This window comes from Spirillospora sp. NPDC048823, assembly GCF_043198445.1.
In the GTDB taxonomy this organism is placed as follows: domain Bacteria; phylum Actinomycetota; class Actinomycetes; order Streptosporangiales; family Streptosporangiaceae; genus Spirillospora.
Window position 1 is genome coordinate 359,186 of sequence record NZ_JBICUT010000004.1, and the last position, 23,893, is coordinate 383,078.

Below are 23,893 nucleotides of genomic sequence, written 5' to 3' on the forward strand. Positions count from 1 at the left end.
TTCTGCTCGGTGGGATGCAAGTACGGTCGCCTCTGGGAGTCAGGCCGCTGGGAGCCCGGCCGAGGCCCGTACCTCAGATGTCGAGGAAGCGCACGTCCTTCGCGTTGCGCTGGATGAACTCCCGGCGGGGCTCGACCTCCTCGCCCATGAGCACGCTGAACAGCTCGTCGGCCTGCGCGGCGTCGTCGAGCTGCACCTGCAGCAGGACCCGGTTGTCGGGGTCCATGGTGGTGTCCCAGAGCTCGTTGGCGTTCATCTCGCCGAGGCCCTTGAAGCGCTGCACCAGGTCGCGGGGACGCGGGTCGCGCTTGCCGGCGGCCACCCCGGCCTCGATGATCGCGTCGCGTTCGGAGTCGGAGTAGGCGTAGTCGGCCTCGGTGCCCCGCGAGTCCCACTTGATCTTGTAGAGCGGGGGCTGGGACAGGTAGACGTGCCCGGCCTCTATCAGCGGCTTCATGAACCGGAACAGCAGCGTCAGCAGCAGCGTGTTGATGTGGTGGCCGTCGACGTCCGCGTCCGACATCAGGATGATCTTGTGGTAGCGCAGCCGCGTGATGTCGAACTCGTCGTGCACCCCGGTGCCGAGCGCGGTGATGATCGCCTGCACCTCGTTGTTCTTCAGGATCCGGTCGATCCTGGCCTTCTCCACGTTGAGGATCTTGCCGCGGATCGGCAGGATCGCCTGGAAGTGCGGGTTGCGGCCGCCCTTGGCCGAGCCGCCCGCCGAGTCGCCCTCGACGATGTACAGCTCCGACTTGGCCGGGTCGGTGGACTGGCAGTCCGACAGCTTGCCGGGCAGCGACGTCGACTCCAGCAGGCTCTTGCGGCGGGTCAGGTCGCGCGCCTGCCGCGCCGCCACCCGGGCCCGCGCCGCCTGCGACGCCTTGTTGATGATCTCCTTGGCCTCGCCGGGGTTCTCCTCGAACCAGTCCCGCAGGTGCTCGTTGCATGCCTTCTGGACGAAGGACTTGGCCTCGGTGTTGCCGAGCTTCGTCTTGGTCTGCCCCTCGAACTGCGGGTCCGCCAGCTTGATCGAGATGATCGCGGTGAGGCCCTCGCGGACGTCCTCGCCGGTGAGGTTGTCGTCCTTGTCGCGCAGCAGGCCCTTGTCGCGGGCGTACCGGTTGACGATCGTGGTGAGCGCCGCCCGGAACCCCTCCTCGTGGGTGCCGCCCTCCGCCGTGTTGATCGTGTTGGCGAAGGTGTGCACGGACTCGGCGTACGACGAGTTCCACTGCATGGCGATTTCCAGGGACATGCCCGTGGTGTCGTCGTCGAAGTAGACCACCGACTCGTGGGCGGCGTCCTTGCGCGCGTTGATGTAACGCACGAAGTCCTCGATGCCGCCCTCGTAGTGGTACCGGACGATGTGCGGCTCGCCGTTGATGTAGTCGGGACGGTCGTCCCGCAGGGTGATGGCCAGGCCGCGGTTGAGGAACGCCATCTCCTGCATGCGGCGGGAGAGGGTCTCGAAGTTCCATTCGAGGGTCTCGAAGATCGCGGGGTCCGGCCAGAACGTGATGAGGGTGCCGGTCTCCTCGGTCGGCTCGCCCTTGCTCAGCTCGGTCTCGGGGCCCTGCCACGTGTACGACTGGCGCCAGACGTGGCCGTCGGTGCGGACTTCGGCCTCCATCCGCGACGAAAGCGCGTTCACCACCGCGGAACCGACACCGTGCAGGCCGCCCGAGACGGCATAGGACTTGCCGTCGAACTTGCCGCCCGCGTGCAGCGTGGTCAGCACCAGCTCGATGGCCGGACGTTTCTCCACGGGGTGCATGCCCACGGGGATTCCGCGGCCGTTGTCGAGCACGCTCACGCCGCCGTCGGCCATCAGGTTCACCACGATGTCGTCGGCATAGCCGGCGAGGGCCTCGTCGACCGCGTTGTCCACGATCTCGTAGACGAGGTGGTGCAGGCCGCGCTCACCGGTCGAGCCGATGTACATGCCGGGGCGCTTGCGAACCGCCTCAAGCCCCTCAAGGACAGTGATCGAACTAGCGTCGTACGCCAAAGGAGATCCTCCTGCCGGGGATGTCTGCCGCTCCGCACCCGAGGGAGGTGCGGTGTGCCCCGTAACACACATGAGGGCGCCCGGTCGTGCTCTGTTCGTCTTGGTCAGAGGCCCGGGCACCCTTGGCGGCGCAGCATCCTGAACCGATTTCATTCTACCGGGTGACGCGGCTAAAAGTGGCACTCCCGAGCGCTGTGTGCGCGCGTGGCGGCCGGGTGGCCCTGGAGCTACACCCCCCTATAGGACCGGGGGGATTCTCTGGCCTACGTGGCGCTGACTGTCAGCGGACGCGCCAGGCGCCGGTGCGGCGCGGGCCGGACGAGGGGCCCACCACCTTCACCCGGCGAACGGTGCCGTGGCCGAGCTCCTCGTTCAGCCTCCGGACGAGCGTGGACGACAGCAGGCGAAGCTGCGTCGCCCAGGTCGTCGAGTCGGCGGCGACGGTCAGCACACCCTCCTCGAAGTGCTCCGGCCGGGTGTGCTCGGCGAGCTCAGCGCCGACGATGCCGGCCCAGTTGCCGAACACGCCGCCGACCGCCGCCCTCTGCTCCCATCCGCGGGACGCCAGCAGATCGCGGATCGCGGAGCCGAACAGCTTGGGATCGCCGCCCCGCCCGGGATCCCTCGTCCGGACGACCCGTCCACCGCTTCTGCGTTTGCCGTTCTGGCCGGGGAGCGTGCCGCGCTTCAGGGCGTCCGCCTTCGCCTGGGCGAGCGCCTCGCGGGCCAGTTCGATGCCCGACTTGGCCGGCGGGCCGTTCGCCTCTTCCGCGAGCTCGGGGGAGTTGTGCACATCCTGTGGATCATCGGTCACGCGCTCACCCCTTCCGGTCGGTCCCGGACGACCTCGCCGTCGGAGACGGTATAGGAAGCCCCCGTCAATTCGGCCGGCACATCGGCGGGGACGGCCGCCGTGATGAGCACCTGCTCGGCCGGGGCGACCATCCCGGCCAGCCGGGCGCGGCGGCCGGTGTCCAGCTCCGCGAACACGTCGTCCAGGATCAGCACCGGGTCGTCGCCGTCCGCCCTCAGCAGGTCGAACGCGGCGAGCCGCAGCCCGAGCGCGAACGACCACGACTCGCCGTGGCTGGCGTAGCCCCGCGCCGGCAGCTCCCCCAGCCGCAGGACGAGCTCGTCGCGGTGCGGCCCGATGAGGCTCACTCCGCGTTCCAGCTCCTGCTTGCGTGACTCCCCTACCGCCGCCAGCAGTTGCTCGGCCAGTTCTCCACGGTCTGTGGACAACTCGGCGTCCCCCAGCGAGCTCCTGTAGTGAAGGGTGGCCGCGTCGCCGCCCGGTGCGAGCGCCGCGTAGGCGCTGACGACGAGCGGGGTGAGCGCATCGACCAGGTCCAGCCGGGCGGCCAGAAGCTCGGACCCGGTGCGCGCCAGATGCGAATCCCACACGTCCAGGGTCGCGAGGACCTCCGGGCCAGGGGAGCGCCTGTGCGCGGCCGCCGATTTCAACAGGGCGTTGCGCTGCTTGAGGACGCGGTCATAGTCGGACCGCACACCCGCGAAACGCGGGGCCCGCGCGGTCAGCAACTCGTCCATGAACCGCCGCCGCTCCCCCGGATCGCCCTTCACCAGCGAGAGGTCCTCCGGGGCGAACAGCACCGTCCGCAGCATCCCCAGGATTTCGCGCGGCCTGGGGACGGGGGACCGGTTGAGCCGCGCCCGGTTCGCCTTCCCCGGGTTGATCTCCAGCTCGATCAGCGCCTTGCGGTCGTCCTTCACCACCCCGGCGCGCACGATCGCGCGGGGGGCGCCGTGCCGGACGAGCGGCGCGTCCGTCGCCACCCGGTGGCTGCCGTGCGCGGCGACGTACCCGATGGCCTCGACCAGGTTCGTCTTCCCCTGGCCGTTCGGGCCCACGAACGCGGTGACCCCCGGCTCGAGCGCGACCTCCGCGGCCGGGTACGAGCGGAAGTCCTGCAAGGAAAGGTGGGCGACGTGCACGAGACACGAGCGTAGAGGCTCCGATGACTCGCGGAGTCTCAGACCGGGGGCGGGGTGACGTCGGCGCCGGGGGAGTCGCCGTCGCCTACGGCCTCGACCGCGTGGCCGCCGAACTGTTTGCGGAGTGCGGCGACGACCCTCATCGTGGGCGAGTCCTCCTGCCTGGAGGCGAACCGCGCGAACAGGGAGGCGCTGATGGCGGGCAGGGGGACGGCGTGCTCGATCGCGGCCTGCACCGTCCAGCGGCCCTCGCCGGAGTCGTTGGCGTAGCCGCGCAGGTCGTCCAGCTCGGGGTCGTCGGCCAGGGCGCGGTTCAGCAGGTCCAGCAGCCAGGAGCGGATGACCGTGCCCTCCTGCCAGCTCAGGAACGTCTCCGGCACCCTGGTCACGAGGTCGCTGGCCTCGATCAGCTCGTAGCCCTCGCCGAACGCCTGCATCATCGCGTACTCGATGCCGTTGTGGACCATCTTCACGTAGTGGCCGGCGCCGACCTTGCCGGAGTGGACGAAGCCGTACTCGCCCGCCGGCTTGAGCGTCTCGAAGATCGGCATCAGGCGCTTCACGGTGTCGTCGTCGCCGCCGACCATGAGCGCGTAGCCGTTCTCCAGGCCCCACACGCCGCCGCTGACGCCGCAGTCCACGAACCCGATCCCCTTGGCGGCCAACTCTTCGCCGTGTTTCTGGTCGTCCACATAGTGTGAATTGCCGCCGTCGACGACGACGTCACCGGGCTGAAGGATTTCCCCCAGCCTGTGGATGGTGTCGGCGGTGGGCTTCCCGGCGGGCACCATCACCCACACGGCGCGCGGCGGGGACAGCCGTTCGGCCAGTTCCTCCACCGAGCCGACGTCGGTGATGCCGGGATCGCGGTCATAGCCGACGATCGTGTGGCCGCCCCGGCGCAGCCGCTCGGCCATGTTGCCGCCCATCTTGCCCAGGCCGATGATCCCAAGCTCCATGCAAGCTCACTCTCCCTGCGTAACTGCACGCGTGCGCGACCGCACGGCTGCGCGATCCCCACGGCTGGGGTGGCCGCACGCGCCGGTCTTGATGGCTCCCTTACCCCCGGATCACCCGGACAGCCGGACGGGCATGATCAGGTAACGGTAGTTCGGGTTCTCGCCGTCCTGCGGCGGCTTACCGGTGAGGACGGCCGGCTTCGTCGGGGTGGTGAACGACAGCCGGGCGATGTCCGAGCCGATCGCAGAGAGCCCGTCGAGGAGGAACGCGGGGTTGAAGGCGATGTCGATGTCCTCGCCCTCCAGCTTCGCCTCCAGGGCCTCGACGGCCTGAGCCTCGTCCCCGGTCCCGGCCTCCAGGACGACCTCGCCCTGGCTGAACGAGCACCGCACGGGGGTGTTGCGCTCGGCGACCAGCGACACGCGTTTGACGGCCTCGATGAACGGCGCGGTCTGGATCTCGGCGAGGCCCGCGTACTCACTCGGCAGCAGCGACCTGTACTTGACGAAGTCGCCGTCCAGGAGCCGGGACGTCGTCCGGCGGCCGCCGCCCTCGAACCCGATCATGCCTTCGCCGGCACCGCCCGTCGCGGCGAGCGCGATCGACACCTCCGCACCGGCCGTCAGTGACTTGGCCGTGTCGGCGAGCGTCTTGGCGGGGACGAGCGCGACGGCGGAGAAGTCGGGACGTTCCGGCTTCCAGTGCAGTTCACGGACGGCCAGCCTGTAGCGGTCGGTGGACGCCAGAGTGACGGTCTCGCCCTCGATTTCCACACGGACACCGGTCAGCATGGGGATCGTGTCGTCCTTGCCTGCGGCGATCGCGACCTGCGACACGGCGGCGGCGAACTCGTCACTGCCCACGGACCCGGCGGCGGGCGGCATCTCCGGCAGGGTCGGGTAGTCCTCCACGGGCATGGTGAGAAGTGTGAACTTCGCGCTGCCGCAGCGGAGCATCACCTTTGCGCCGTCCGTCGTCACCTCCACAGGGTGGGGAGGAAGGCTGCGGGAAATCTCGGCGAGCAGCCGCCCGGACACCAGGGCCGTCCCGGCCTCCTCCACGTCGATCTCCGTGGACACCTGGGCGGAGACCTCGTAGTCGAAGGCGGACAGCTTCAGCCGATCACTGTTCTCCTCGCCTCCGGCGACGATGTGCATGCCCGCGAGGACCGGTACCGGCGGGCGGACCGGCAGCGTGCGCGCGGTCCACGCGACGGCGTCAGCGAGGGCGTCTCTGTCGATGCGGAACTTCAAGGGGACCCGCCTCCTGCAGGTGTCGGACAACGGTGAGGTGGTGCTGGCTCGGCCGGAGCACTCGGGGCAGGTTCTCCCCAGGCCCTGACTTGAGGTGAATCTTTTCTTGGATAGAGAAGAGGTGCAGTACTAGTCATAGGGGCGGTGGATAGTGTGGACAGACCTCGTTTTCCCAGGTGAGGCCGCGTTTCTTTGTCCACTGGTCCTGTGCATCGGCGGTGGACGGCGCGGAGGCGCCTGGGGACGGCGAAATCATCCCCACACGTCGTCCTCATGTCATCCCCCGGTTTTCCACGAGTTCTCCACGGGTATGCCGGTGGTTTCGACGGCCTGTGTACACGGGACCTGTGATCGCCGAGTTCACCCCCAGGCCCGTCCCCAGGTCGTCCACCGGTCGTCCACTGGTTTTCCCCAAGAGGCCGGGTGCGGGTGCACAGCGGGTCCACATCCGTCCACAGTTCATCCTCAGCTTCTCCATGGGTTGCCCACCGGGTTATCCACGAAAATCCCCAGAGTTTTCCACAACTTGTGAGTAGCGGCTCCGGATCTCGGGGGATGCGCGTCTTTTGCCGGTTTCGCCTGGCGAACGGGGTGTGGACGAGTCGATGGCGTTCGGTCCACAGGGATCCTGCCGGTCTGTCCACAATGTGTACGCCCGCGCCGTCAGCGCTTGCGGGCCTGGTGCTTGATCCGTCCCGTCAGCTCCGTGACCTGGTTGTATATGGCACGGCGCTCGGCCATCAGCGACCGGATCTTGCGCTCGGCGTGCATCACCGTCGTGTGGTCGCGGCCCCCGAACTGCTGCCCGATCTTGGGGAGCGACAGCTCGGTCAGCTCCCGGCACAGGTACATCGCGATCTGCCGGGCGGTCACGAGCATCCGCGACCGCGACGGGCCGCACAGGTCCTCGATCGTCGTCCCGAAGTACTCCACCGTCTGCGCCATGATCATCGCAGCGGTGATCTCGGGACCGGAGTCGTTGGGGATGAGGTCCTTCAGGACGATCTCGGCGAGCTTCATGTCCACCGACTGCCGGTTCAGGCTCGCGAACGCCGTGACCCGGATCAGCGCGCCCTCCAGCTCGCGGATGTTCGTCGCGATCTGCGAGGCGATGAACTCCAGCACGTCCGGCGGCGCGGCCAGGCCCTCCTGGCGCGCCTTCTTCTGCAGGATCGCGATCCGCGTCTCCAGCTCGGGCGGCTGGACGTCGGTCGTCAGCCCCCACTCGAACCGGTTGCGCAGCCGGTCCTCCAGCGTCACCAGCTCCTTGGGCGGACGGTCACTGGAGATCACGATCTGCTTGCTGGCGTTGTGCAGCGTGTTGAAGGTGTGGAAGAACTCCTCCTGCGTCTGCTCCTTGCCCTCAAGGAACTGGATGTCGTCGACGAGGAGGATGTCCACATCCCGGTAGCGGCGGCGGAACCCGTCGGCCTTTCCGTCACGGATCGAGTTGATGAAGTCGTTGGTGAATTCCTCTGAACTCACATACCGGACACGTGCCCCATTGAAGAGGCTCTGTGCGTAATGCCCGATCGCGTGGAGAAGGTGCGTCTTGCCGAGACCCGAGTCGCCGTAGACGAACAGCGGGTTGTACGCCTTGGCCGGCTGCTCGGCCACCGCGACCGCGGCGGCGTGCGCGAACCTGTTCGACGACCCGATGACGAACGTCTCGAACGTGTACTTGGGGTTCAGCCGGGCGTGCTCGGACGCACCCGACCCCGACCCCGCACTGGTGCCGGGCCCTCCCCCGCCGCCGCCCGGTGCCGGCACGGGGCCGCGGGAGTCGGAGCCCGCCTCGTCCCGGAAGGCGCTCTCACCGCGGTAGGGCTCCTCGCCGCGGTACTGCTCGCCACCGCCGTACTGCTCGGAGCCGTACTGCTGTTGCTCGCCGCTGGGGAACGACGGGTCTCCGCCCTGGAACGTGTCTTCCGCATGCCCGGGCTGTGACTCGTTCCCACCGTGCTGGGGCTCGTGCCCCATCTGCTCTGCACGGCCGCCGGAACGGCGCGGGCCGAGCGTACGGTCGTTCAGATGCGAATGCGGGGGCCGTCCCGGCGGCTCACCGCCGAAGCCTTCTTGCCCCCCGTAACCCGGGGGATAGCCCTGCGGGCCGCGTCCCTCGTACGGGGACGGGCCCCGTCCGCCCGGGCCCGCCCCGTACGCGGGGGGACGAGGCGCCGGCGGATAAGACCCACGGTCGTCGTCCTGAGCCTGTGGATAACCTCCGGGCGAGCCATGGCTGCGGGTACCTCCCGGCTGCGGCCGGTACCCCTGATCGCCGAAAGGCTGCTCCGGGTACGGACGGTCGGACCGCTCGCCGTAGGACGGATCGGAGCCGTACTGCTGCTCGCCGTACTGCTGCTCGGCGCCGCCGTACGCCTGATCCTGATAGGGGCGATCACGGTCGCGCTCGGCCTGCGGCCGTTCCCCGTAGGGATCGCCATAAGAAGAAGGTGTGGGTTCGTGTGCCCCGAGCCCGGCCCCCGGACCGGGGATCGGCGCGGACAGCGGCTCCCCGGCTCCCGGGCGCGCGCCGCCTCCAGGGCCGGCACCGGGCGCGGCGGGCGGGTCCGGCTGGACGGTCACCGCAACACGGATCTCCCTGCCCAGCTCATGCGACAGGGCCTGCGTGATGAGGTTGCGCAGCCGGGTCTCCAGCGCGTCCTTGGCGAACTCGTTCGGTGCCGCGAGCAGAGCCGTCCCCTCGACCAGCGCCAGCGGACGGACCATCGGCAGCCAGGCGCGGTAACTCGGAGACAGATCACTCTCGGACAGTGCGGTGAGGGTGCGGGCCCAGACCGATCCGAGATCCTGACCGTCCATGCGCAAGGTCCCCTCCCCCTCCGTTCTACGGAGTACCTGACTGCCCGGCTTTCCCGCGGGTCTCGACCGGCCTCACAGGGCACGGTCGCGACGCGGAAGACTTACTCTCTCACGAGTTGTCCACAGAGTTGTCCACATGCTGTGCATAGGCATCGGGGACCCTGTGTAAAACCCGTACGGCGGGTTCCGGTAATCGGGGTCGGGAAGTCTCCGGCCTTCTGAGGGCCGGTGCGGGGCGATTCTCAAGCGGGGGCGTCGTGCGGGGCAGAACACCGACATCGGTCGTCGAATTCGTCGAAGGAGCGTCGGCTCGCCCGGACGACCCTAACCGCTGTGAGCCACACCCGCAACACGATCCAACCTCCGTCCCTCCCGGCCTCCGCGTCCACATCCGGGCAGGTTGCCGGGCGGCGGACGTGCCGGTGAGATGCCCGGTGGGGGCCGGGTGGAGACGTAGCTCAGTTTGACCGGATACCCGGGTTGCCCGTAACGTGCTGAGGTCGAGTCGCATCGACGGAGATGACGCGTGCCCGCCGGCAGCCCCTCCAGGCAAGTTCGGGTGGGCCCCCGCTGCGGGGGACCGGACGCGGCCCTCGATGCGAGCTTTCGAGCCTGTCTAAGACGAACCGACCGCAGCACTGGAGCCTCAAGTGAGCAAGCGTACTTTCCAGCCGAACAACCGTCGTCGCCACAAGAAGCACGGCTTCCGGCTGCGCATGCGCACTCGCGCCGGCCGCGCGGTCCTGACCAACCGGCGGGCCAAGGGCCGCTCCCGCATCGCGGTCTGACCCACCGCTCACTGTGCTGCCGTCCGGAAACCGGATGCGGCGGCGGGACGACTTCACGTTGGCCGTCCGGCGCGGACGCCGCGCCGGACGGCCAACTGTCGTGGTTCACCTGCTTCACCCGGAAGAGGTCCCCGATGCGCCCACCCCACCGCTGGTCGGGTTCATCGTGGCGCGCACCGTGGGGAACGCCGTCGTCCGCAACTCCGTGCGGCGCCGGCTCCGCCATCTGATGCGCCCGCACCTCGACCGGCTCGCAGCGGGTAGCCTGCTCGTAGTGCGCGCCAACCCCCGGGCGGGGACGGCGCGTCCTGACGAACTGGCCGCGGATCTGGAGTCGGCGCTCGACCGGCTGATGCGGCCCGCGTCCAAGGGGCGAAGATGAGGAGTCGGCAGGGGACGGTGCTCCCCTCGCAACACCCGGGGTCCCCGGGCCCCGTCGCGACCCTGCTGATCCTTTTCGTTCGCGCCTACCGCCGCTTCTTGAGTCCCCTGCTCGGGCAGCAGTGCCGATTCCAGCCCAGCTGCAGCGCGTACGGCCTGGAGTCGCTCCAGGTGCACGGGGCGCTGCGCGGCACGTGGCTGACGGCCCGCCGGATCGCGCGGTGCCATCCCTTCAACGCCGGGGGCTACGACCCGGTGCCGCCGAAGAAGACGTCCGGAGGACGCATCTCCGGGGGATCTGGGGGGCCCGCCGCCGAGGAGCGATCCGCGGCGGCTTCTTCGAACTCCGGCCGCGAGGAGAGCGGCCCCGCCCTAGCAGAGCCCAAGGAGCTGCCCGGTGCTTGATTGGTTGTACGAGATCGTCTCTCAGCTCATCGTGTGGATTCACACGGGGCTGAGCACCGTCGTCCCCAAGGACAGTGGATGGGCCTGGGGTGGCTCGATCATCCTGCTGACGGTCCTGCTGCGGCTCATCCTCGTCCCCCTCTTCGTGAAGCAGATTCACGCTTCGCGGAAGATGCAGGAGCTGAACCCCAAGGTCCAGGCGCTGCGCAAGAAGTACAAGAACGACAAGCAGCGCATGAACCAGGAGGTCATGAAGCTCTACCAGGAGAACGGCGCCAACCCGCTGGCGGGCTGCCTGCCCCTCCTGGTCCAGATGCCGATCTTCATCGGGCTGTTCCAGACCCTGAAGAAGATCTCGGACGCCGACCCCGGCGAGAGCGTCTTCGCGGTATCGGCCGAGCTGGTCGCGAGCGCCCAGAACGCCAGCATCTTCGGTGCCCACATCCCGGACACCTTCCTCAACGCCTGGGGTTCGGACCCCAAGAGCTGGACCGCGATCCTCATCACGGGCGTCGCCGTGGTGATCAGCTCGGTCACGACGTTCTTCACCGTCCGGGCGAGCATGAGGCGCCAGCCCGTGACCGACGACGCCAACCCGATGATGCAGGCGCAGAAGATGATGGTCTTCATGGCGCCGCTGTTCGGCCTCTTCGGACTCGGCTTCCCCCTGGGCGTCCTCATGTACTGGGTCACGTCCAACAGTTGGACGCTGGCGCAGCAGCACTACATCTACAAGAAGTACCCGCCGCCCAGCACGGACGACGTCCCGGCGGACACCAAGGCGGGAACGAAGTCCGGCGCGAAGGCGGGAACGAAGTCCGGCGCGAAGGCGGGCACGAAGGCCGGTACCAAGGCCGGCGCGAAGACGGGGGCCAAGACGGGCACCAAGGGCGCCGGCTCGAAGAACGGCCGGACACCGTCCGGCGGCAAGGCCAGGCTGAAGAAGGAGGAGGCGGACACCGTCCCCGAGGACGACGAGAAGCCGAAGGTCGTCCGCAACCAGCCGACCCGCAAGCCGCGCAGCAAGCGCAGCGGCACCCAGAAGCGCTAGTTTGAACCCCGAGCCCGTGCCGGAGAAGGAGACCCCGTTGAGCCAGACCGACACGACCGAGGTCGACGTCCAGGCGCTCGAGCAGGAAGGCGAGATCGCCGCCGACTACATCGAGGGCCTGCTGGACATCGGTGACTATGACGGCGACATCGACATGGACGTCGAGGGTGAACGCGCGATGGTCGCCGTCGTCGGCGCAGACTTGGACGAACTGGTCGGCAAGCGCGGCGAGGTCCTGGAGGCGCTGCAGGAGCTGACCCGTCTGGCCGTCCACCGGCAGACGGGCAACCGTACCCGCCTCATGCTCGACATCGGCGGCTACCGCGAGCGTCGCCGCGCCGAGCTGACCAAACTCGGCACCGACGTCGCCGACGAGGTCAAGCAGGCCGGCGAGCCGAAGCCGCTCGCCCCGATGACCCCGTTCGAACGCAAGATCGTCCACGATGCCATCGCCGCGGCGGGCCTGCGCAGCGAGTCCGAAGGCGAGGAACCCGACCGCTACGTGGTCGTCTACCCCGCCTGACGACCTGGGTCGTCCGCCCTGACGATCTTCGCCCGACGTCCCGCCCGGCCGTCGAACGGCCCCGGTGCCCACCGGGCGGGTTCTAGTGATCCCCGCAACACCCTGATCTTCAGGGAGTTGCGGGGATCATGGATTTTGAGGACCTGGGAGCGGGGAGGACCCCGCGCCCTGCCCGGCGCGGGGCCCTCGGAGGCTCGGTGTGCGCCGCCGCCCATGCACACACCGAGCGGTTTCGGCGGCCGGGGTCAGCCCCTGGCGGTCCGCCTCCACCGGCGGCGCTGGCGGACGACCCGCCCCTCCGCGTCGACGACGGCCGGGTTCTGCTGTTCTGCGGGGTTCTGGGCGTGCGCCGGGTCCTGCGCGAACGCCGGGTCCTGGGCGATCTGGCCGTGCGTCACACCTTCGTCCGCCGGGTGTTCGATCACGCGTTCGACTCGTTCGCCGGGACGGCCGACGGGCGCCGGGTCCTCGATGATGTGCTCCTCGCGGACCACGGTCCCAGGCTCGTCCCCGTAGGCGGGATCCGCGCCGACGATGCGTCCGGCGCGACGACGCGGCCGCGTGTACTTGAGGGTGAAACCCATGCTGATCAGGCCCACCAGGATCAGGATCCAGCCGACCAGCTGGATGTTGATGCCGCTGAGCTCGACCTGGAGGGCGAACGCGAGAATCGCGCCGATGGTGATGAATGCGAGACTGACTCCGATTCCCATCTGTCGGAGCTCCTTCCGGGGGGTTGGGCGACACTGCGCCTCTACCCGACGTGCCCCGAGTATGCGAAGGGGGCATGTGGTTATCGCCATATCGCAAGGGTCGGCCGACACGGTGCCCTGACGCGGCGCGGACGCCCTGCGTGCACGCCGCCGCCGGTTTTTGTGGAACGATTCGTCTGGTGGGGATTGCACGTGAGGTATTCGGTGATGCGCTGCCGGTCGCGGAGCGCTATGCGGCGTTCCTCGCGGAAGCCGGGGTCGAGCGCGGACTCATCGGGCCGCGCGAGGTCGACCGCCTATGGGAACGCCATCTGATCAACTGCGCGGTCGTGTCGGCGGCGGTACCGGCGGACGCACAGGTCGTCGACGTCGGCTCGGGGGCGGGCCTGCCGGGCATCGTCCTCGCGATCGTCCGGCCCGACCTCCGCGTGACCCTCCTGGAACCGCTGCTGCGGCGCACGACCTTCCTCAACGAGTGCGTCGGCATGCTCGGCCTGCCGAACGTCGAGGTCCGCCGTGCCCGCGCCGAGGACGTGGCCGGCGAGTTCTCCGTGGACGTGGCCACCGCGCGGGCCGTCGCACCGCTCGAACGCCTCGTCACATGGGCGCTTCCGCTGCTGCGTCCGGGCGGCGAGCTGCTCGCCCTCAAGGGTGAGCGGGCCGCCACCGAACTGGACGAGGCGAAACCCGTCCTGGACCGGTTCGGGGCGCGCACCGCGGAACTGCTTCAGGTCGGGCAAGGTAAGGTCGATCCGCCGACAACACTCGTCCGTGTGGTCGCCGGCCGGGGCGCGGTTGTCGGGGGACGACAGCGCGCACCCCGGCGCGCCAAAGGGTCGAGGAAGAGGTCTTCATGAGCACGGGACCAGGACTGGGCCGGCCTGACCGCGCCGGCGAATCTCCCGACGATCAGCCGTCCGGCCTGGGCGGAACCGGCGAGGACGACGCCACCGCGGTGTCCCCCGCCGTCATGCCGGGGGATGCGGCCTCGGGCGCCGCGCCGGGAACCGCGCCCTCCGGACACGCAATGTGGGGTACGACGACGTCCGGTACCGCGGAGAACGTCGGCTATGTACCGACGCAAACCGGCGCTCAGCCGCCGGGGCCGCGCAAGGGACCATCTCAGGGGGAGTCAGAACTCGTGCGCGAGGCGCTCAAGGACGCCAAGGTTTCACATGAAACATCGGCCACCGCGGTCAAAGCGGTACCGGGCCGCAAGGACCGGGAGTGGCCGCGGCCGGACAGATGCCGCATCATCACCATCGCCAACCAGAAGGGCGGCGTGGGCAAGACCACCAGTTCGGTGAACCTCGCCGCATCCCTCGCCATGCACGGGGCCCAGGTGCTCGTCGTGGACCTCGACCCCCAGGGCAACGCGTCCACGGCCCTCGGGGTCGAACATCATGCGGAAGTGCCGTCGATCTACGACGTGCTGATCGAGGACATGGCGCTCGCCGACATCGTCGTCCCGGCGGCGGAGATCCCCAACCTCTACTGCGCGCCCGCGACCCTCAACCTCGCCGGTGCCGAGATCGAACTCGTCTCCAAGGTTGCCCGCGAGTCGCGGTTGCGGCGTGCGCTCGACGCCTTCGACACCGACAAATTCGACTATGTCCTGATCGACTGCCCGCCGTCGCTCGGCCTGCTCACGGTCAACGCCCTCGTCGGCGGCGACGAACTGCTCATCCCGATCCAGTGCGAGTACTACGCGCTGGAGGGCCTCGGGCAGCTCATCCGGACCGTCGACCTCGTCAAGGCACACCTCAACCAGCAACTGAAGGTGTCCACGATCCTGCTCACCATGTACGACGCGCGGACGCGCCTCGCCGCGCAGGTGGCCGAGGACGTCCGCAACCACTTCGGCAACGTCGTCCTCAACACCGTCATCCCCCGTAGCGTCCGGGTCTCCGAAGCCCCGAGCTACGGGCAGTCCGTCCTGACCTACGACCCCGGTTCCAGCGGCGCCCTCGCCTACAGTGAGGCCGCCTCGGAGATGGCCCACGGAGGAGCTTCCCAGTGAGCCAGCAGCGACGCGGCCTGGGCAAGGGGCTCGGCGCCCTCATCCCCACCGCCCCGCCCCCGGCGGCGTCCGGCGAAGCCGGCGAACCGGGCTACCCGGGCGGCCCCGTCCAGCCTCCGCCGAACGGCGCCGCCTCGTCCGGCCCGGCGCTCGAACCGGTCGCCGGCGCCCACTTCGCCGAACTCCCCCTCGCCTCGATCACCGTGAACCCGCGCCAGCCGCGCGAGCACTTCGACGAGCAGGCCCTGGCGGAGCTCGCGGAGTCGATCGGCATCGTCGGGCTCCTGCAGCCGATCGTCGTCCGGAGGTCCCCGGCGGACGAGCACGACTACGAACTCATCATGGGCGAGCGCCGCTGGCGCGCGTCCCAGATGGCGGGCCTCGACGTCATCCCGGCGATCGTCCGCGACACCGGCGACAACGACCTTCTCCGTGACGCCCTCATGGAGAACCTCCACCGGCAGCAGCTCAACCCGCTGGAGGAGGCGGCCGCGTACCAGCAGCTGCTCCAGGACTTCGGTGCCACCCACGAGCAGCTCGCCGGACGCATCGGCCGGTCGCGTCCGCACATCACGAACACGCTCCGCCTGCTGAACCTGCCGCCCGCCGTCCAGCGCCGCGTCGCCGCGGGAGTCCTGTCCGCCGGCCACGCACGCGCGCTCCTGTCCCTCGACAGCATCGAAGCCCAGGAGCACCTGGCGCAGCGCATCGTTCAGGAGGGCCTCTCCGTCCGCGCGCTCGAAGAGCTCATCGCGATCCGCGAGGTCGACGAGCCGGAGGCGCCGCGCCAGGGCCGCCGCAAGAAGCCGGTCGCCCCGGGCCTCAAGGAACTGGCCGACCGCCTCTCCGACCGCTACGAGACCAGGGTCCGCGTCGACATGGGCCGCAACAAGGGCAAGATCGTGGTCGAGTTCGCCACGCTGGAAGACCTCGACCGCATCATCAAGTCCATGGCCCCGGACGAGGACGGCGTCAACGAACCCTGATCACCACCACGAACACGCCAGCGCCCCGGAAGCCCCGAGCTCCCGGGGCGCTCTGCTGTCAACGACATCCACCCGACCTGGCCGACCGGGCCGTCCCCAACGCGCGGACATGGTGCCACGCTCACACGGCCACCGCCGGACCGGCAGACCACCACCGCCCGCCGGAGCAACATCACCTGAGCCGACGCACGAAGCCACCCGTTCGAGACCTCACCCGGTGCGCTTCCTTCGCCGGTGGTCCGCGTCGTTTCCGGCGTGCGGCGACAAGCGGTGCGGGATTAGGCCGAGGCGCACCGACGGTGAATCGACGTCACCGGAGCCGACGCATCCGAGCCGCTCGTTCGAGACCTCATCCGTGCTCCGCCCTTTGGTCGGGGACGGTGTTTCACGTGAAACAGCGGCCTGGGGCTTGGCCGGCATGGACCACTGACCCCCACTGGCGTGGAGAACTGTCCGAGGGGGCCCAGCCGGGGTTAGGCCGTTTGTGGAGCGAAGACTGCCTGCCGGGAAACGCTCCTGGCGGGCGGAGCCGTCCGATGCCACGAACGCGGACGGTAGAGACGGCGCCTCCCGCGGCGCCGCCGTCCTCGGGCATGAGTCCCTTCGCGAAGGAAGTTTCGTCCCCGTGTGCGGCGCAGCTTCGTGTGACAGCACCGGCCCCGTGCAGGCTCGGCGCCCGGGTGGATCACAACCCTCAATGCGGCGCGGACAAGCGCACCTCGCCGACGGCTTGAGCGTCCCTTCGTTTCACGTGAAACACCTCACGCTGAGCCGCCACCGTGCATGACGCCCGACGGCGCTGCGGCCCTCGCGCCAATTGAGCCGGTCGATGGACCTCCTCGGCCCGCCGGTGTCGATCATCGCCGAACGGAGCGGCCGCGCGCCGGATCCACTCGCCGTCGGTGCGGGGCGGACGCACCGGCCCAGGGACCGTCTTCCGTCGACCCCGGTCAAGCCTCGGTCGTTTCGGAGGCAAGACCAACCCTCGGTTTCACGTGAAACCACAACGACACGTATCGAGCGACTCAAAGCACCGAGGTTGAGGATGCCTTGACCTCTGAAGGCCAACCCTGGGTTTCACGTGAAACCCAGGCCACGCGTATCGGGCGGCTTGATGCACCCCGCCGGCCCGAGGTGAGGGTGGTTCTGACGCTAGGGGAAGTGGGAGAGGAGGAGGTCTCGGCAGACCTCGCCGAGGTCGAGACCGGCGCCGCTGACGGCTCGGGGGAAGAGGCTTGTCTCGGTCATGCCCGGGGCGACGTTCACTTCGAGGAAGTGGACCTCGTCGTCGGGGGTGACGATGAGATCGGTGCGGGACACGTCCCGGAGACCCAGCGCGCGGTGGGCCGTGACGGCGGCAGCGGTGGCGCGGGCGGTGGCGTCGGGGGTGAGGCGGGCCGGGGTGACGAACTCGGTGTCGCCGGCGTCGTAGCGGGCGGTGTAGTCGTAGAGGCCGCCGGGGGCGACGATCTCGACGGCGGGCAGGGCCATGGGGGTGCCGTCGCGTTCGATGACGCTGACGGCGACCTCGGTGCCGGAGACGAAGCGTTCGACCAGAGCGGCATCGCCGTAGGCGAAGCAGCCGACCATGGCGGCGGACAGGTCGGCGGCGTCGTGGACGACCGAGGCGCCGAGCGCTGAGCCGCCCCGGGTGGGCTTGACGAAGAGGGGGAGTCCGAGGCTCCGGATGATCTGGCTCAGAACGGAGGCGGCGCCGAGGTCGTGGAAGACCTCCTTGGGGAGCGCGACCGAGGCGGGGGTCTGGAGGCCGGCGCGGCGGACGACGGATTTGGCGGTCGGCTTGTCCCAGGCGACGCGGCAGGCGTCCGGGCGGGCACCGACGTAGCGGATGCCGAGGAGTTCGAGGACATCCCGGATGGAGCCGTCCTCACCCGCGGCACCGTGCAGGACGGGGAACACCGCGTCCGGGGGATCGTCCGTGAGGGAGTCCAGGAGGGTGGCGTCCGCGTCGCGGAGTTCGACGGGAATGTCGAGGGAGCGCAGGGCGTCCGTGACTCGGCGGCCGGAGCGGAGGGAGACCTCCCGCTCGTAGGACAGTCCCCCGGCCAGGACGACGACGTGCCCGAGTTCCACTGCTGGTGCCCCTCTAGGTGATGTGGTGATGAAAGAACGCGCCGGCTTCCCTGGGCGCGAAGACTCAGCGGTCCGGGAGGCCGGCGCGTTTCACGTGAAACATTCAGACGACGTCCGGACCCGGAGCCTGGACGCCGGTGGAGCCGCCCGCGACGGTCCCACCGAAAGTGTCCCTGAGCCGGATCTCGTGTTCCATCACCGCCCCGAGCCGGCGGACGCCTTCGCGGATCCGGTGGGGTTCGGGGAAGCAGTAGGACAGCCGCATGTGCCGGTGGCCGGTTCCGTCGGCGTAGAAGCCGGTGCCCGGAACGTAGGCGACACGCTCGGCGATCGCGCGCGGCGCCATCGCCTTGGCGTCGAGCCCCTCGGGGAGCGTCAACCAGACGAAGAACCCTCCGGCGGGACGCGTCCAGGTGCAGCCGTCCGGCATGACCTGTTCGAGGGATTCGAGCATCGCGTCGCGGCGGGCCCGGTAAAGCTCGCGGAAGTCCTTGATCTGTTCCCGCCATGGCTGCGTGGCGAGATACTCACGGACGGCGAACTGCGAGAAGTTCGACGGGCACAGGATCGCGGATTCGGCGGCCAGGACGAGCTTCGCCCGCACGGCGTGCGGCGCCAGCACCCATCCGACGCGAAGGCCGGAGGCGATCGTCTTGGAGAACGAACCGAGGTAGATGACACGCTCGGCGTCGTCCGCTCGAAGTGCCCGCATCGGTTCGCCCTCGAAGCCGAGGAGTCCGTACGGGTTGTCCTCGATGATCAGCACGTCGTGCTCGGCGCAGATCTCGAGGATCTGGGCGCGGCGGGCGGTGGTGAGGGTGACGCCGGCCGGGTTCTGGAACGTCGGCACGGTGTAGAGGAACTTGACGCAGCGTCCTTCGCGGCGCAGCCGTGCCAGGGTCTCGCGGAGCGCGCTGGGGATGAGGCCCGCTTCGTCGAGGGGGACGTGGACGACGTCGGCCTGGTAGGACGCGAACGTGCCGAGCGCACCGACGTAGGAGGGGGCCTCGGCGAGGATGACGTCGCCCGGGTCGACGAAGATCTTGGTGATGAGGTCGAGCGCCTGCTGGGCGCCGACCGTGACGACGACGTCGTCCGCGGATGCCTGGATGCCTTCGAGGGACATCACGTCGCAGATGTGCTCGCGGAGCAGCCCGTCGCCCTGCGCGGACCCGTACTGCAGAGCCTCCGCGCCCTTGCCGCCGACGAGGTCGCCGATCATCCGGCCGACGGCGTCGAGGGGGAGCGCCGAGACGTACGGCATTCCACCCGCGAGCGAGACGACCTCGGGGCGGGCGGCCATCGCGAACAGAGCCCGGATCTCCGAGGGCACCATGCCGGCGGCACGGGCGGCGTAGCGATCGGTGTAGGCGTCTGAACGCGAGTGCTGTTCCACGAGGCACCTCCGAGGTGGACTGGCTTGCCTGCAAACTACGGCATCGGCCGGGGCGATCCGGGCGGAACCCCGGCGTGCCGTCCAATGCCGTCCGGGACGCAGTGCTGGACGAACGTCGCCTCGGCCGGCGGGCGGACCCGCCGTAAGATCCGCACCGGGCGTGCCGCCCGGGTGGATACTCCCCCGTCCGATACGATGCCCGAGGATCCCGGAATGTTGCCGGGAACTTCCGCGAACGGCGTTCCGCCCGAGAAGCCGACGGCCCGGCCACAGGCTTCAGGCCGGGCGGTCGAGGATCGCAACAGGGGGTGCCGACCCGGTGTCGCGTCGTCTCGTCAATATCACGCTGGACAATCTGGGTGATCTGCCGCACCGCTGCCGCGGCTGCGTGTTCTGGGAACTGGACCCGGTGACCCGGGACCGGGCCTTGGAAACCGGTGACTCCGGTCTGGAGAAGGAGGCGTGGATCTCCTCGACGCTCCTCGAATGGGGCAGCTGCGGCAAGATCGTGTACGTCGACAACGTCCCGGCGGGCTTCGTGATGTACGCGCCGCCGCTGTACGTGCCCCGCTCGGTGGCGTTCCCGACGAGCCCGGTCAGCGCGGACGCGGTGCTGCTGATGACCGCGCACATCCTGCCGGAGTTCTCGGGCGGCGGCCTCGGCCGGATGCTCGTGCAGGGCGTCGCGAAGGACCTCACCCGGCGCGCGGTGAAGGCGATCGAGGCGTTCGGCGATCTGAAGGGCGAGGACGGCGGCTGCATGGTGCCCGCCGACTATCTGCTGTCGGTCGGGTTCAAGACCGTCCGCCCGCATCACCGGTATCCGCGGCTGCGGCTGGAGCTGAAGTCGGCCCTGTCGTGGCGTGAGGACGTCGAGGTGGCCCTGGAACGCCTTCTGGGCTCCATGACCCCCGAGGGTGCTCTACGACCCGTCTGAGTTCATTTCAGTGCCCTTGGCGTCAGGCGCTGGAGCGCCTTCCTTCGGCGGGGGGTTTACGGCGAGGCCCGGCGGGCGGGAGTGTCGCTCCCGCCCGCCGGGCCTCTGTCAGCCACGGGGACTCAGATGAAGTCGGCGAGGTCCTTCAGGAGGGCGGCCTTCGGCTTGGCGCCCATGATCTGCTTGACGACCTCGCCGCCCTTGTAGACGTTCATCGTCGGGATCTGCATGATGCCGTACTTCTGCGGCACCTGCGGGTTCTCGTCGATGTTGAGCTTGACGATGTCGATCTTGTCGCCGTGCTCCTTGGAGATCTCCTCCAGGATCGGCGCCACCATCCGGCACGGGCCGCACCACTCGGCCCAGAAATCGACGAGGACGGGCTTGTCGCTGTCCAGGACCTCGGACGTGAAGTCGGCGTCGGTCACGGCTTTCATGGTTCTCCCTCTGTTCTCGCGGCGGAGCGGGCGAGCGTCCACCGCGTGCCTGGCGTTCGTGTCCCCGGCCGGGTCAGGCCTGCGGGACGGTCTCCGCGGCGTCCTGGTCCTGGAGCCACCGCTCGGCGTCGATGGCGGCCGCGCAGCCGGTGCCGGCGGCGGTGATGGCCTGACGGTAGATGTGGTCGACCACGTCCCCGCAGGCGAACACGCCGGGGACCTTCGTCTTCGTGGTCGGGGCGTCGACGAGCAGGTACCCGTCGGTGTCGGTCTCCAGCTGGCCGGCGAACAGTTCGCTGCGCGGGTCGTGGCCGATCGCGATGAACAGTCCGGTGACCTCCATCGAGGACGTCTCGCCGGTCTTGGTGTCGCGGACGGTCACGCCGGTGACGCGGTCGTCGCCGGCGATCGCGGTGACCTCGGCGTCCCAGCGGAACTTGATCTTCTCGTTGGCGAACGCGCGGTCCTGCATGATCTTGGACGCGCGCAGCCGGTCGCGGCGGTGGATCACGGTGACGGAGCGGGCGAACTTGGTGAGGAAGATCGCCTCTTCCATCGCGGTGTCGCCGCCGCCGACGACGGCGATGTCCTGCTCGCGGAAGAAGAAGCCGTCACAGGTCGCGCACCAGGAGACGCCGCGTCCCGACAGGCGCTTCTCGTCCGGCAGCCCCAGCTCCCGGTAACCGGAGCCGGTCGCGACGATCACGGTCCTGGCGAGGTAGGTCTCGTCGCCGACCGTGACGACCTTCGGGTCGGCGGTGAGGTCGACCCCGGTGACGTCGTCGGTGATGAGTTCGGCACCGAAACGCTCGGCCTGCTTGCGCAGGTTGTCCATCAGGTCCGGCCCCATGATCCCGTCGGGGAAACCGGGGTAGTTCTCCACGTCGGTGGTGTTCATCAGCGCACCACCGGCCGTCACCGAACCCTCGAACACCAGCGGCTTCAGGTCGCCGCGGGCCGCGTAGACGGCGGCCGTATAGCCCGCGGGGCCCGAGCCGATGATGATGACGTTGCGGACGTCGCTCACTGTTCTGCGCCTCTCCTTGTTGGCCGTCTGGGCCGCACGACCCGGCCTGCCAGTCGCGTCAACCGATCCTAAGCCCCGCTGATTCCCGGCATGCTGTCACCGGCCGGGCTTAGGGTGTGTGACATGGCGCGCGTTCTGCTTCTTCACTCGATGTACGGGCTGCGTCCGGCGGTGCGCCAGGCGGCGGACCGGCTCCGGGCGGCGGGGCACGAGGTGCACGTCCCCGACCTGTACGACGGGCGGGTCGTCGACACGCCCGAGGCGGGCATCGAGATCAAGGAGGAGATCGGCCGGGACGAGCTGCTGCGGCGCGCGGTGGCGGCGGCCGCTCCGCTGGTGGGTGGCGGCGGTCTCGTCTACGCGGGGTTCTCGCTCGGCGGCTCCCTCGCCCAGAACCTCGCGTTCGCCGACCCCAAGGCGGGCGGGCTGCTGCTGATGCACGGGACGTCCGACATGGCGGACGGCGTGTCCACCGACATCCCGGTGCAGTTGCACGTTGCCGACCCCGACACCTACGAACCCGTCGACTGGCTGAACGCCTGGTATCTGCGGATGCGCAGGGCGGGCGCGGACGTGGAGATCTTCCGGTACCGGGGCGCCGGGCACCTGTTCACCGACCCGGACCTGTCCGACCACGACGCCGAGGCCGCCGAGCGTGCCTGGACGATCGCCCTGGAGTTCCTGGGCTCCCTCTGATGGACGACCGGAGGCCATGGGCGGACACTCCCGCCCATGGCCTCCGAAATATGTGGTCAGGCGTTCTCTAGCGTCTTCAGTACGTGCTGGTCACCGGCCGAGCAGTCCGGCCCGACGACCCACACGTTCCACTTGCCGGAGTCGGCGCCGCGTGTCGCGATGACGATGGCCGGGTTGCCTTCATAGTCGGCCTGGTCGACCAGCGCGGGTGCCTGCCCCTTGGTGACGCCGTAGACGCATCCCCTGAGCCTGGGCCCGGGCGACTCGCCCGCGCCCTGCTCCCGCCGGCCGTCCAGCAGCTTCTCGACCTGGGTGCCGAGCGTCCCGGCCCGGTAGTCGGTGCGGCTGCGGTAGACCTTGAACGCCGGCGCGGCCGACGGCGCGAACTTCGGGTCCATACCTTCCAAACCGGTTGGCTTGGGATTGTCCTGTGCCGGGGCCGAGGCCGCGCCATCGCCGCCGTCCGCCCCGCCCAAGGCGACCGAGCCGACCACCGCGCCGCCGCCGGCCACGATCACGGCCGCGGCGGCGGCCGACAGTATCCGCCAATGCCGCCTTCCGCGCCGCTGCTCCATGCTCACCACGGTGGCTTCGTTCAGCGACTCCGCGGCGATCGCGGTGTCGATGCGTTCGGCCAGTTCGGCGGGGATGGACGGCGCGGGTGCCTCCGCCAGGATCCGGGACACGTCCGCAAGGTCGGCGGACAGGTCACGGCAGTCGGCGCAGGTGTCGAGGTGCGCGTTGACGGAGGCGGCTTCGTCGTCTTCGAGCAGTCCCTCGGCCAGGTCGGCCAGGACGTCGTAGTCAAGATGTGCGGGGTTCACTTGGGCATGCCACCTCCTTCCACACCTCCGACGTTTTTGCGTTCCCGTCGGTTCCGGTGATGGACGAGAAGGGGCGCGAGCCGGGCACGTCCCCGCGCGCACCGGCTCTTGATCGTTCCGGGCGGGACCTCCATGACCTGCGCGGCGTCCTCGACGGAGTAGCCCATCATGTCGACGAGGATGAGGGCCGCGCGCTGCTCGAACGGAAGCTCCCTCAGCGCGGTGTGGACGTCGAGGGACACGCCGTGCGCGTCGGTCGGGTCGGGCATCTTCGGCGCGACGGCGTCGAACGTGGCGTCGTCGCCCATCGGCGTCGCCGGCCGGACGGACTTGCGCCTGATGCGGTCCAGGCAGGCGTTCACGACGATCCGGTGCAGCCAGGTGGTGACGGCCGCGTCCCCGCGGAACCGTGCGGCGGCGCGGAACGCCGAAAGGCAGGCGTCCTGCAGCGCGTCCGCCGCCTCCTCGGGGTCGCCGATGGTCCGCAGCGCGACGGCCCACATGCGGTCGCGGTGGCGGTGCACGAGTTCGGCGAAGGCGTGCGGGTCCCCCTGGGCATGGCGGACGAGGAGCTCCTTGTCGGGCACCTCGTCAACGCGACGCATGCTCACC

The 23,893-nt window shown here is 69.5% G+C and carries 23 protein-coding genes; 10 read left to right on the top strand and 13 right to left on the bottom strand.

The window, feature by feature from the left end:
* Positions 1 to 73 precede the first annotated feature (73 nt).
* The 6 genes from gyrB to dnaA all read right to left on the bottom strand — a co-directional run bounded on the left by gyrB (position 74) and on the right by dnaA (position 9,003).
* A complete protein-coding gene (gene gyrB / locus ACGFK0_RS12635) occupies positions 74 to 1,990 on the bottom strand; it encodes a DNA topoisomerase (ATP-hydrolyzing) subunit B (protein ID WP_392904056.1) in 1,917 nt (638 codons plus the stop codon).
* Positions 1,991 to 2,291: 301 nt separating this feature from the next.
* The gene (locus ACGFK0_RS12640; RefSeq protein ID WP_392903717.1) at positions 2,292 to 2,825 is read right to left on the bottom strand and encodes a DUF721 domain-containing protein; all 534 of its coding nucleotides are present in this window, start codon (positions 2,823 to 2,825) and stop codon (positions 2,292 to 2,294) included.
* The gene (recF, locus tag ACGFK0_RS12645) at positions 2,822 to 3,967 is read right to left on the bottom strand and encodes a DNA replication/repair protein RecF (RefSeq protein ID WP_392903719.1); all 1,146 of its coding nucleotides are present in this window, start codon (positions 3,965 to 3,967) and stop codon (positions 2,822 to 2,824) included. Before recF ends, ACGFK0_RS12640 begins: the two co-directional genes overlap by 4 nt.
* A 38-nt stretch (positions 3,968 to 4,005) precedes the next feature.
* Positions 4,006 to 4,926 carry a phosphogluconate dehydrogenase (NAD(+)-dependent, decarboxylating) gene (gene gnd, locus ACGFK0_RS12650; protein ID WP_392903721.1) on the bottom strand — a complete coding sequence of 307 codons (921 nt, stop codon included), beginning with the start codon at positions 4,924 to 4,926 and terminating at the stop codon, positions 4,006 to 4,008.
* Positions 4,927 to 5,037: 111 nt separating this feature from the next.
* Complete coding sequence (gene dnaN / locus ACGFK0_RS12655) at positions 5,038 to 6,180, bottom strand: DNA polymerase III subunit beta (protein WP_392903724.1); 1,143 nt, start codon at positions 6,178 to 6,180, stop codon at positions 5,038 to 5,040.
* Positions 6,181 to 6,843: 663 nt separating this feature from the next.
* Positions 6,844 to 9,003 carry a chromosomal replication initiator protein DnaA gene (gene dnaA, locus ACGFK0_RS12660; RefSeq protein WP_392903726.1) on the bottom strand — a complete coding sequence of 720 codons (2,160 nt, stop codon included), beginning with the start codon at positions 9,001 to 9,003 and terminating at the stop codon, positions 6,844 to 6,846.
* 650 nt (positions 9,004 to 9,653) lie between these two features.
* Here dnaA and rpmH point away from each other — a divergent pair.
* From rpmH to ACGFK0_RS12685, 5 genes are all read left to right on the top strand, one after another.
* A complete protein-coding gene (rpmH, locus tag ACGFK0_RS12665) occupies positions 9,654 to 9,791 on the top strand; it encodes a 50S ribosomal protein L34 (protein WP_392903727.1) in 138 nt (45 codons plus the stop codon).
* 13 nt (positions 9,792 to 9,804) lie between these two features.
* The gene (gene rnpA / locus ACGFK0_RS12670; protein ID WP_392903729.1) at positions 9,805 to 10,173 is read left to right on the top strand and encodes a ribonuclease P protein component; all 369 of its coding nucleotides are present in this window, start codon (positions 9,805 to 9,807) and stop codon (positions 10,171 to 10,173) included.
* Positions 10,174 to 10,271: 98 nt separating this feature from the next.
* Complete coding sequence (yidD, locus tag ACGFK0_RS12675) at positions 10,272 to 10,577, top strand: membrane protein insertion efficiency factor YidD (protein ID WP_392903731.1); 306 nt, start codon at positions 10,272 to 10,274, stop codon at positions 10,575 to 10,577.
* Positions 10,570 to 11,628 (top strand): membrane protein insertase YidC, encoded by a 1,059-nt coding sequence (yidC, locus tag ACGFK0_RS12680; RefSeq protein ID WP_392903734.1) that lies wholly within the window; start codon positions 10,570 to 10,572, stop codon positions 11,626 to 11,628. The genes yidD and yidC overlap by 8 nt, the downstream gene beginning before the upstream one ends.
* A 37-nt stretch (positions 11,629 to 11,665) precedes the next feature.
* Entirely contained in the window at positions 11,666 to 12,151 is a 486-nt protein-coding gene (locus ACGFK0_RS12685) for a protein jag (protein ID WP_392903737.1), read from the top strand.
* 245 nt (positions 12,152 to 12,396) lie between these two features.
* On the opposite strand, the gene ACGFK0_RS12690 is transcribed toward ACGFK0_RS12685, so the two are convergent.
* The gene (locus ACGFK0_RS12690) at positions 12,397 to 12,864 is read right to left on the bottom strand and encodes a DUF6458 family protein (protein ID WP_392903739.1); all 468 of its coding nucleotides are present in this window, start codon (positions 12,862 to 12,864) and stop codon (positions 12,397 to 12,399) included.
* A gap of 179 nt (positions 12,865 to 13,043) precedes the next feature.
* On the opposite strand from ACGFK0_RS12690, the gene rsmG reads away from it, so the two are divergent.
* The 3 genes from rsmG (at position 13,044) to ACGFK0_RS12705 (ending at position 15,870) form a co-directional block, all read left to right on the top strand.
* The gene (gene rsmG, locus ACGFK0_RS12695) at positions 13,044 to 13,721 is read left to right on the top strand and encodes a 16S rRNA (guanine(527)-N(7))-methyltransferase RsmG (protein ID WP_392903741.1); all 678 of its coding nucleotides are present in this window, start codon (positions 13,044 to 13,046) and stop codon (positions 13,719 to 13,721) included.
* Between the two features lie 284 nt (positions 13,722 to 14,005).
* Positions 14,006 to 14,884, top strand: coding sequence for a ParA family protein (locus tag ACGFK0_RS12700; protein ID WP_392903744.1), 879 nt, complete (start codon positions 14,006 to 14,008; stop codon positions 14,882 to 14,884).
* Positions 14,881 to 15,870 (top strand): ParB/RepB/Spo0J family partition protein, encoded by a 990-nt coding sequence (locus ACGFK0_RS12705; RefSeq protein WP_392903748.1) that lies wholly within the window; start codon positions 14,881 to 14,883, stop codon positions 15,868 to 15,870. Before ACGFK0_RS12700 ends, ACGFK0_RS12705 begins: the two co-directional genes overlap by 4 nt.
* Positions 15,871 to 17,022: 1,152 nt before the next feature.
* Here ACGFK0_RS12705 and ACGFK0_RS12710 read toward each other — a convergent pair.
* Together ACGFK0_RS12710 and ACGFK0_RS12715 are read right to left on the bottom strand one after the other, a co-directional pair.
* The gene (locus ACGFK0_RS12710) at positions 17,023 to 17,964 is read right to left on the bottom strand and encodes a D-alanine--D-alanine ligase (protein ID WP_392903751.1); all 942 of its coding nucleotides are present in this window, start codon (positions 17,962 to 17,964) and stop codon (positions 17,023 to 17,025) included.
* A gap of 103 nt (positions 17,965 to 18,067) precedes the next feature.
* On the bottom strand, positions 18,068 to 19,300 hold the full coding sequence (locus tag ACGFK0_RS12715; RefSeq protein WP_392904058.1) for a PLP-dependent aminotransferase family protein: 1,233 nt from the start codon (positions 19,298 to 19,300) through the stop codon (positions 18,068 to 18,070).
* A 379-nt stretch (positions 19,301 to 19,679) separates the two neighbouring features.
* On the opposite strand from ACGFK0_RS12715, the gene ACGFK0_RS12720 reads away from it, so the two are divergent.
* Entirely contained in the window at positions 19,680 to 20,297 is a 618-nt protein-coding gene (locus ACGFK0_RS12720; RefSeq protein WP_392903754.1) for a GNAT family N-acetyltransferase, read from the top strand.
* 122 nt (positions 20,298 to 20,419) lie between these two features.
* On the opposite strand, the gene trxA is transcribed toward ACGFK0_RS12720, so the two are convergent.
* Together trxA and trxB are read right to left on the bottom strand one after the other, a co-directional pair.
* Positions 20,420 to 20,734 (bottom strand): thioredoxin, encoded by a 315-nt coding sequence (gene trxA, locus ACGFK0_RS12725; RefSeq protein WP_392903756.1) that lies wholly within the window; start codon positions 20,732 to 20,734, stop codon positions 20,420 to 20,422.
* Positions 20,735 to 20,807: 73 nt separating this feature from the next.
* Complete coding sequence (trxB, locus tag ACGFK0_RS12730; protein WP_392903758.1) at positions 20,808 to 21,761, bottom strand: thioredoxin-disulfide reductase; 954 nt, start codon at positions 21,759 to 21,761, stop codon at positions 20,808 to 20,810.
* Positions 21,762 to 21,884: 123 nt separating this feature from the next.
* Between trxB and ACGFK0_RS12735 the strand changes: the two genes are divergently transcribed.
* Positions 21,885 to 22,457, top strand: coding sequence for a dienelactone hydrolase family protein (locus tag ACGFK0_RS12735; RefSeq protein ID WP_392903760.1), 573 nt, complete (start codon positions 21,885 to 21,887; stop codon positions 22,455 to 22,457).
* A gap of 56 nt (positions 22,458 to 22,513) precedes the next feature.
* Here the strand turns inward: ACGFK0_RS12735 and ACGFK0_RS12740 are convergent, their stop codons facing one another.
* Together ACGFK0_RS12740 and sigM are read right to left on the bottom strand one after the other, a co-directional pair.
* The gene (locus ACGFK0_RS12740) at positions 22,514 to 23,281 is read right to left on the bottom strand and encodes an anti-sigma factor family protein (protein ID WP_392903762.1); all 768 of its coding nucleotides are present in this window, start codon (positions 23,279 to 23,281) and stop codon (positions 22,514 to 22,516) included.
* Positions 23,278 to 23,886 carry an RNA polymerase sigma factor SigM gene (gene sigM, locus ACGFK0_RS12745; protein ID WP_392903764.1) on the bottom strand — a complete coding sequence of 203 codons (609 nt, stop codon included), beginning with the start codon at positions 23,884 to 23,886 and terminating at the stop codon, positions 23,278 to 23,280. Before sigM ends, ACGFK0_RS12740 begins: the two co-directional genes overlap by 4 nt.
* Positions 23,887 to 23,893 lie beyond the last annotated feature (7 nt).

Bases quoted from the DNA above. Each gene is read 5' to 3' on its own strand.
- ACGFK0_RS12690 (WP_392903739.1), bottom strand. From the start codon at position 12,864: ATGGGAATCGGAGTCAGTCTCGCATTCATCACCATCGGCGCGATTCTC.
- ACGFK0_RS12715 (WP_392904058.1), bottom strand. From the start codon at position 19,300: ATGGTGCCCTCGGAGATCCGGGCTCTGTTCGCGATGGCCGCCCGCCCC.
- dnaA (WP_392903726.1), bottom strand. From the start codon at position 9,003: ATGGACGGTCAGGATCTCGGATCGGTCTGGGCCCGCACCCTCACCGCA.
- ACGFK0_RS12735 (WP_392903760.1), top strand. From the start codon at position 21,885: ATGGCGCGCGTTCTGCTTCTTCACTCGATGTACGGGCTGCGTCCGGCG.
- sigM (WP_392903764.1), bottom strand. From the start codon at position 23,886: ATGCGTCGCGTTGACGAGGTGCCCGACAAGGAGCTCCTCGTCCGCCAT.
- trxA (WP_392903756.1), bottom strand. From the start codon at position 20,734: ATGAAAGCCGTGACCGACGCCGACTTCACGTCCGAGGTCCTGGACAGC.
- gnd (WP_392903721.1), bottom strand. From the start codon at position 4,926: ATGGAGCTTGGGATCATCGGCCTGGGCAAGATGGGCGGCAACATGGCC.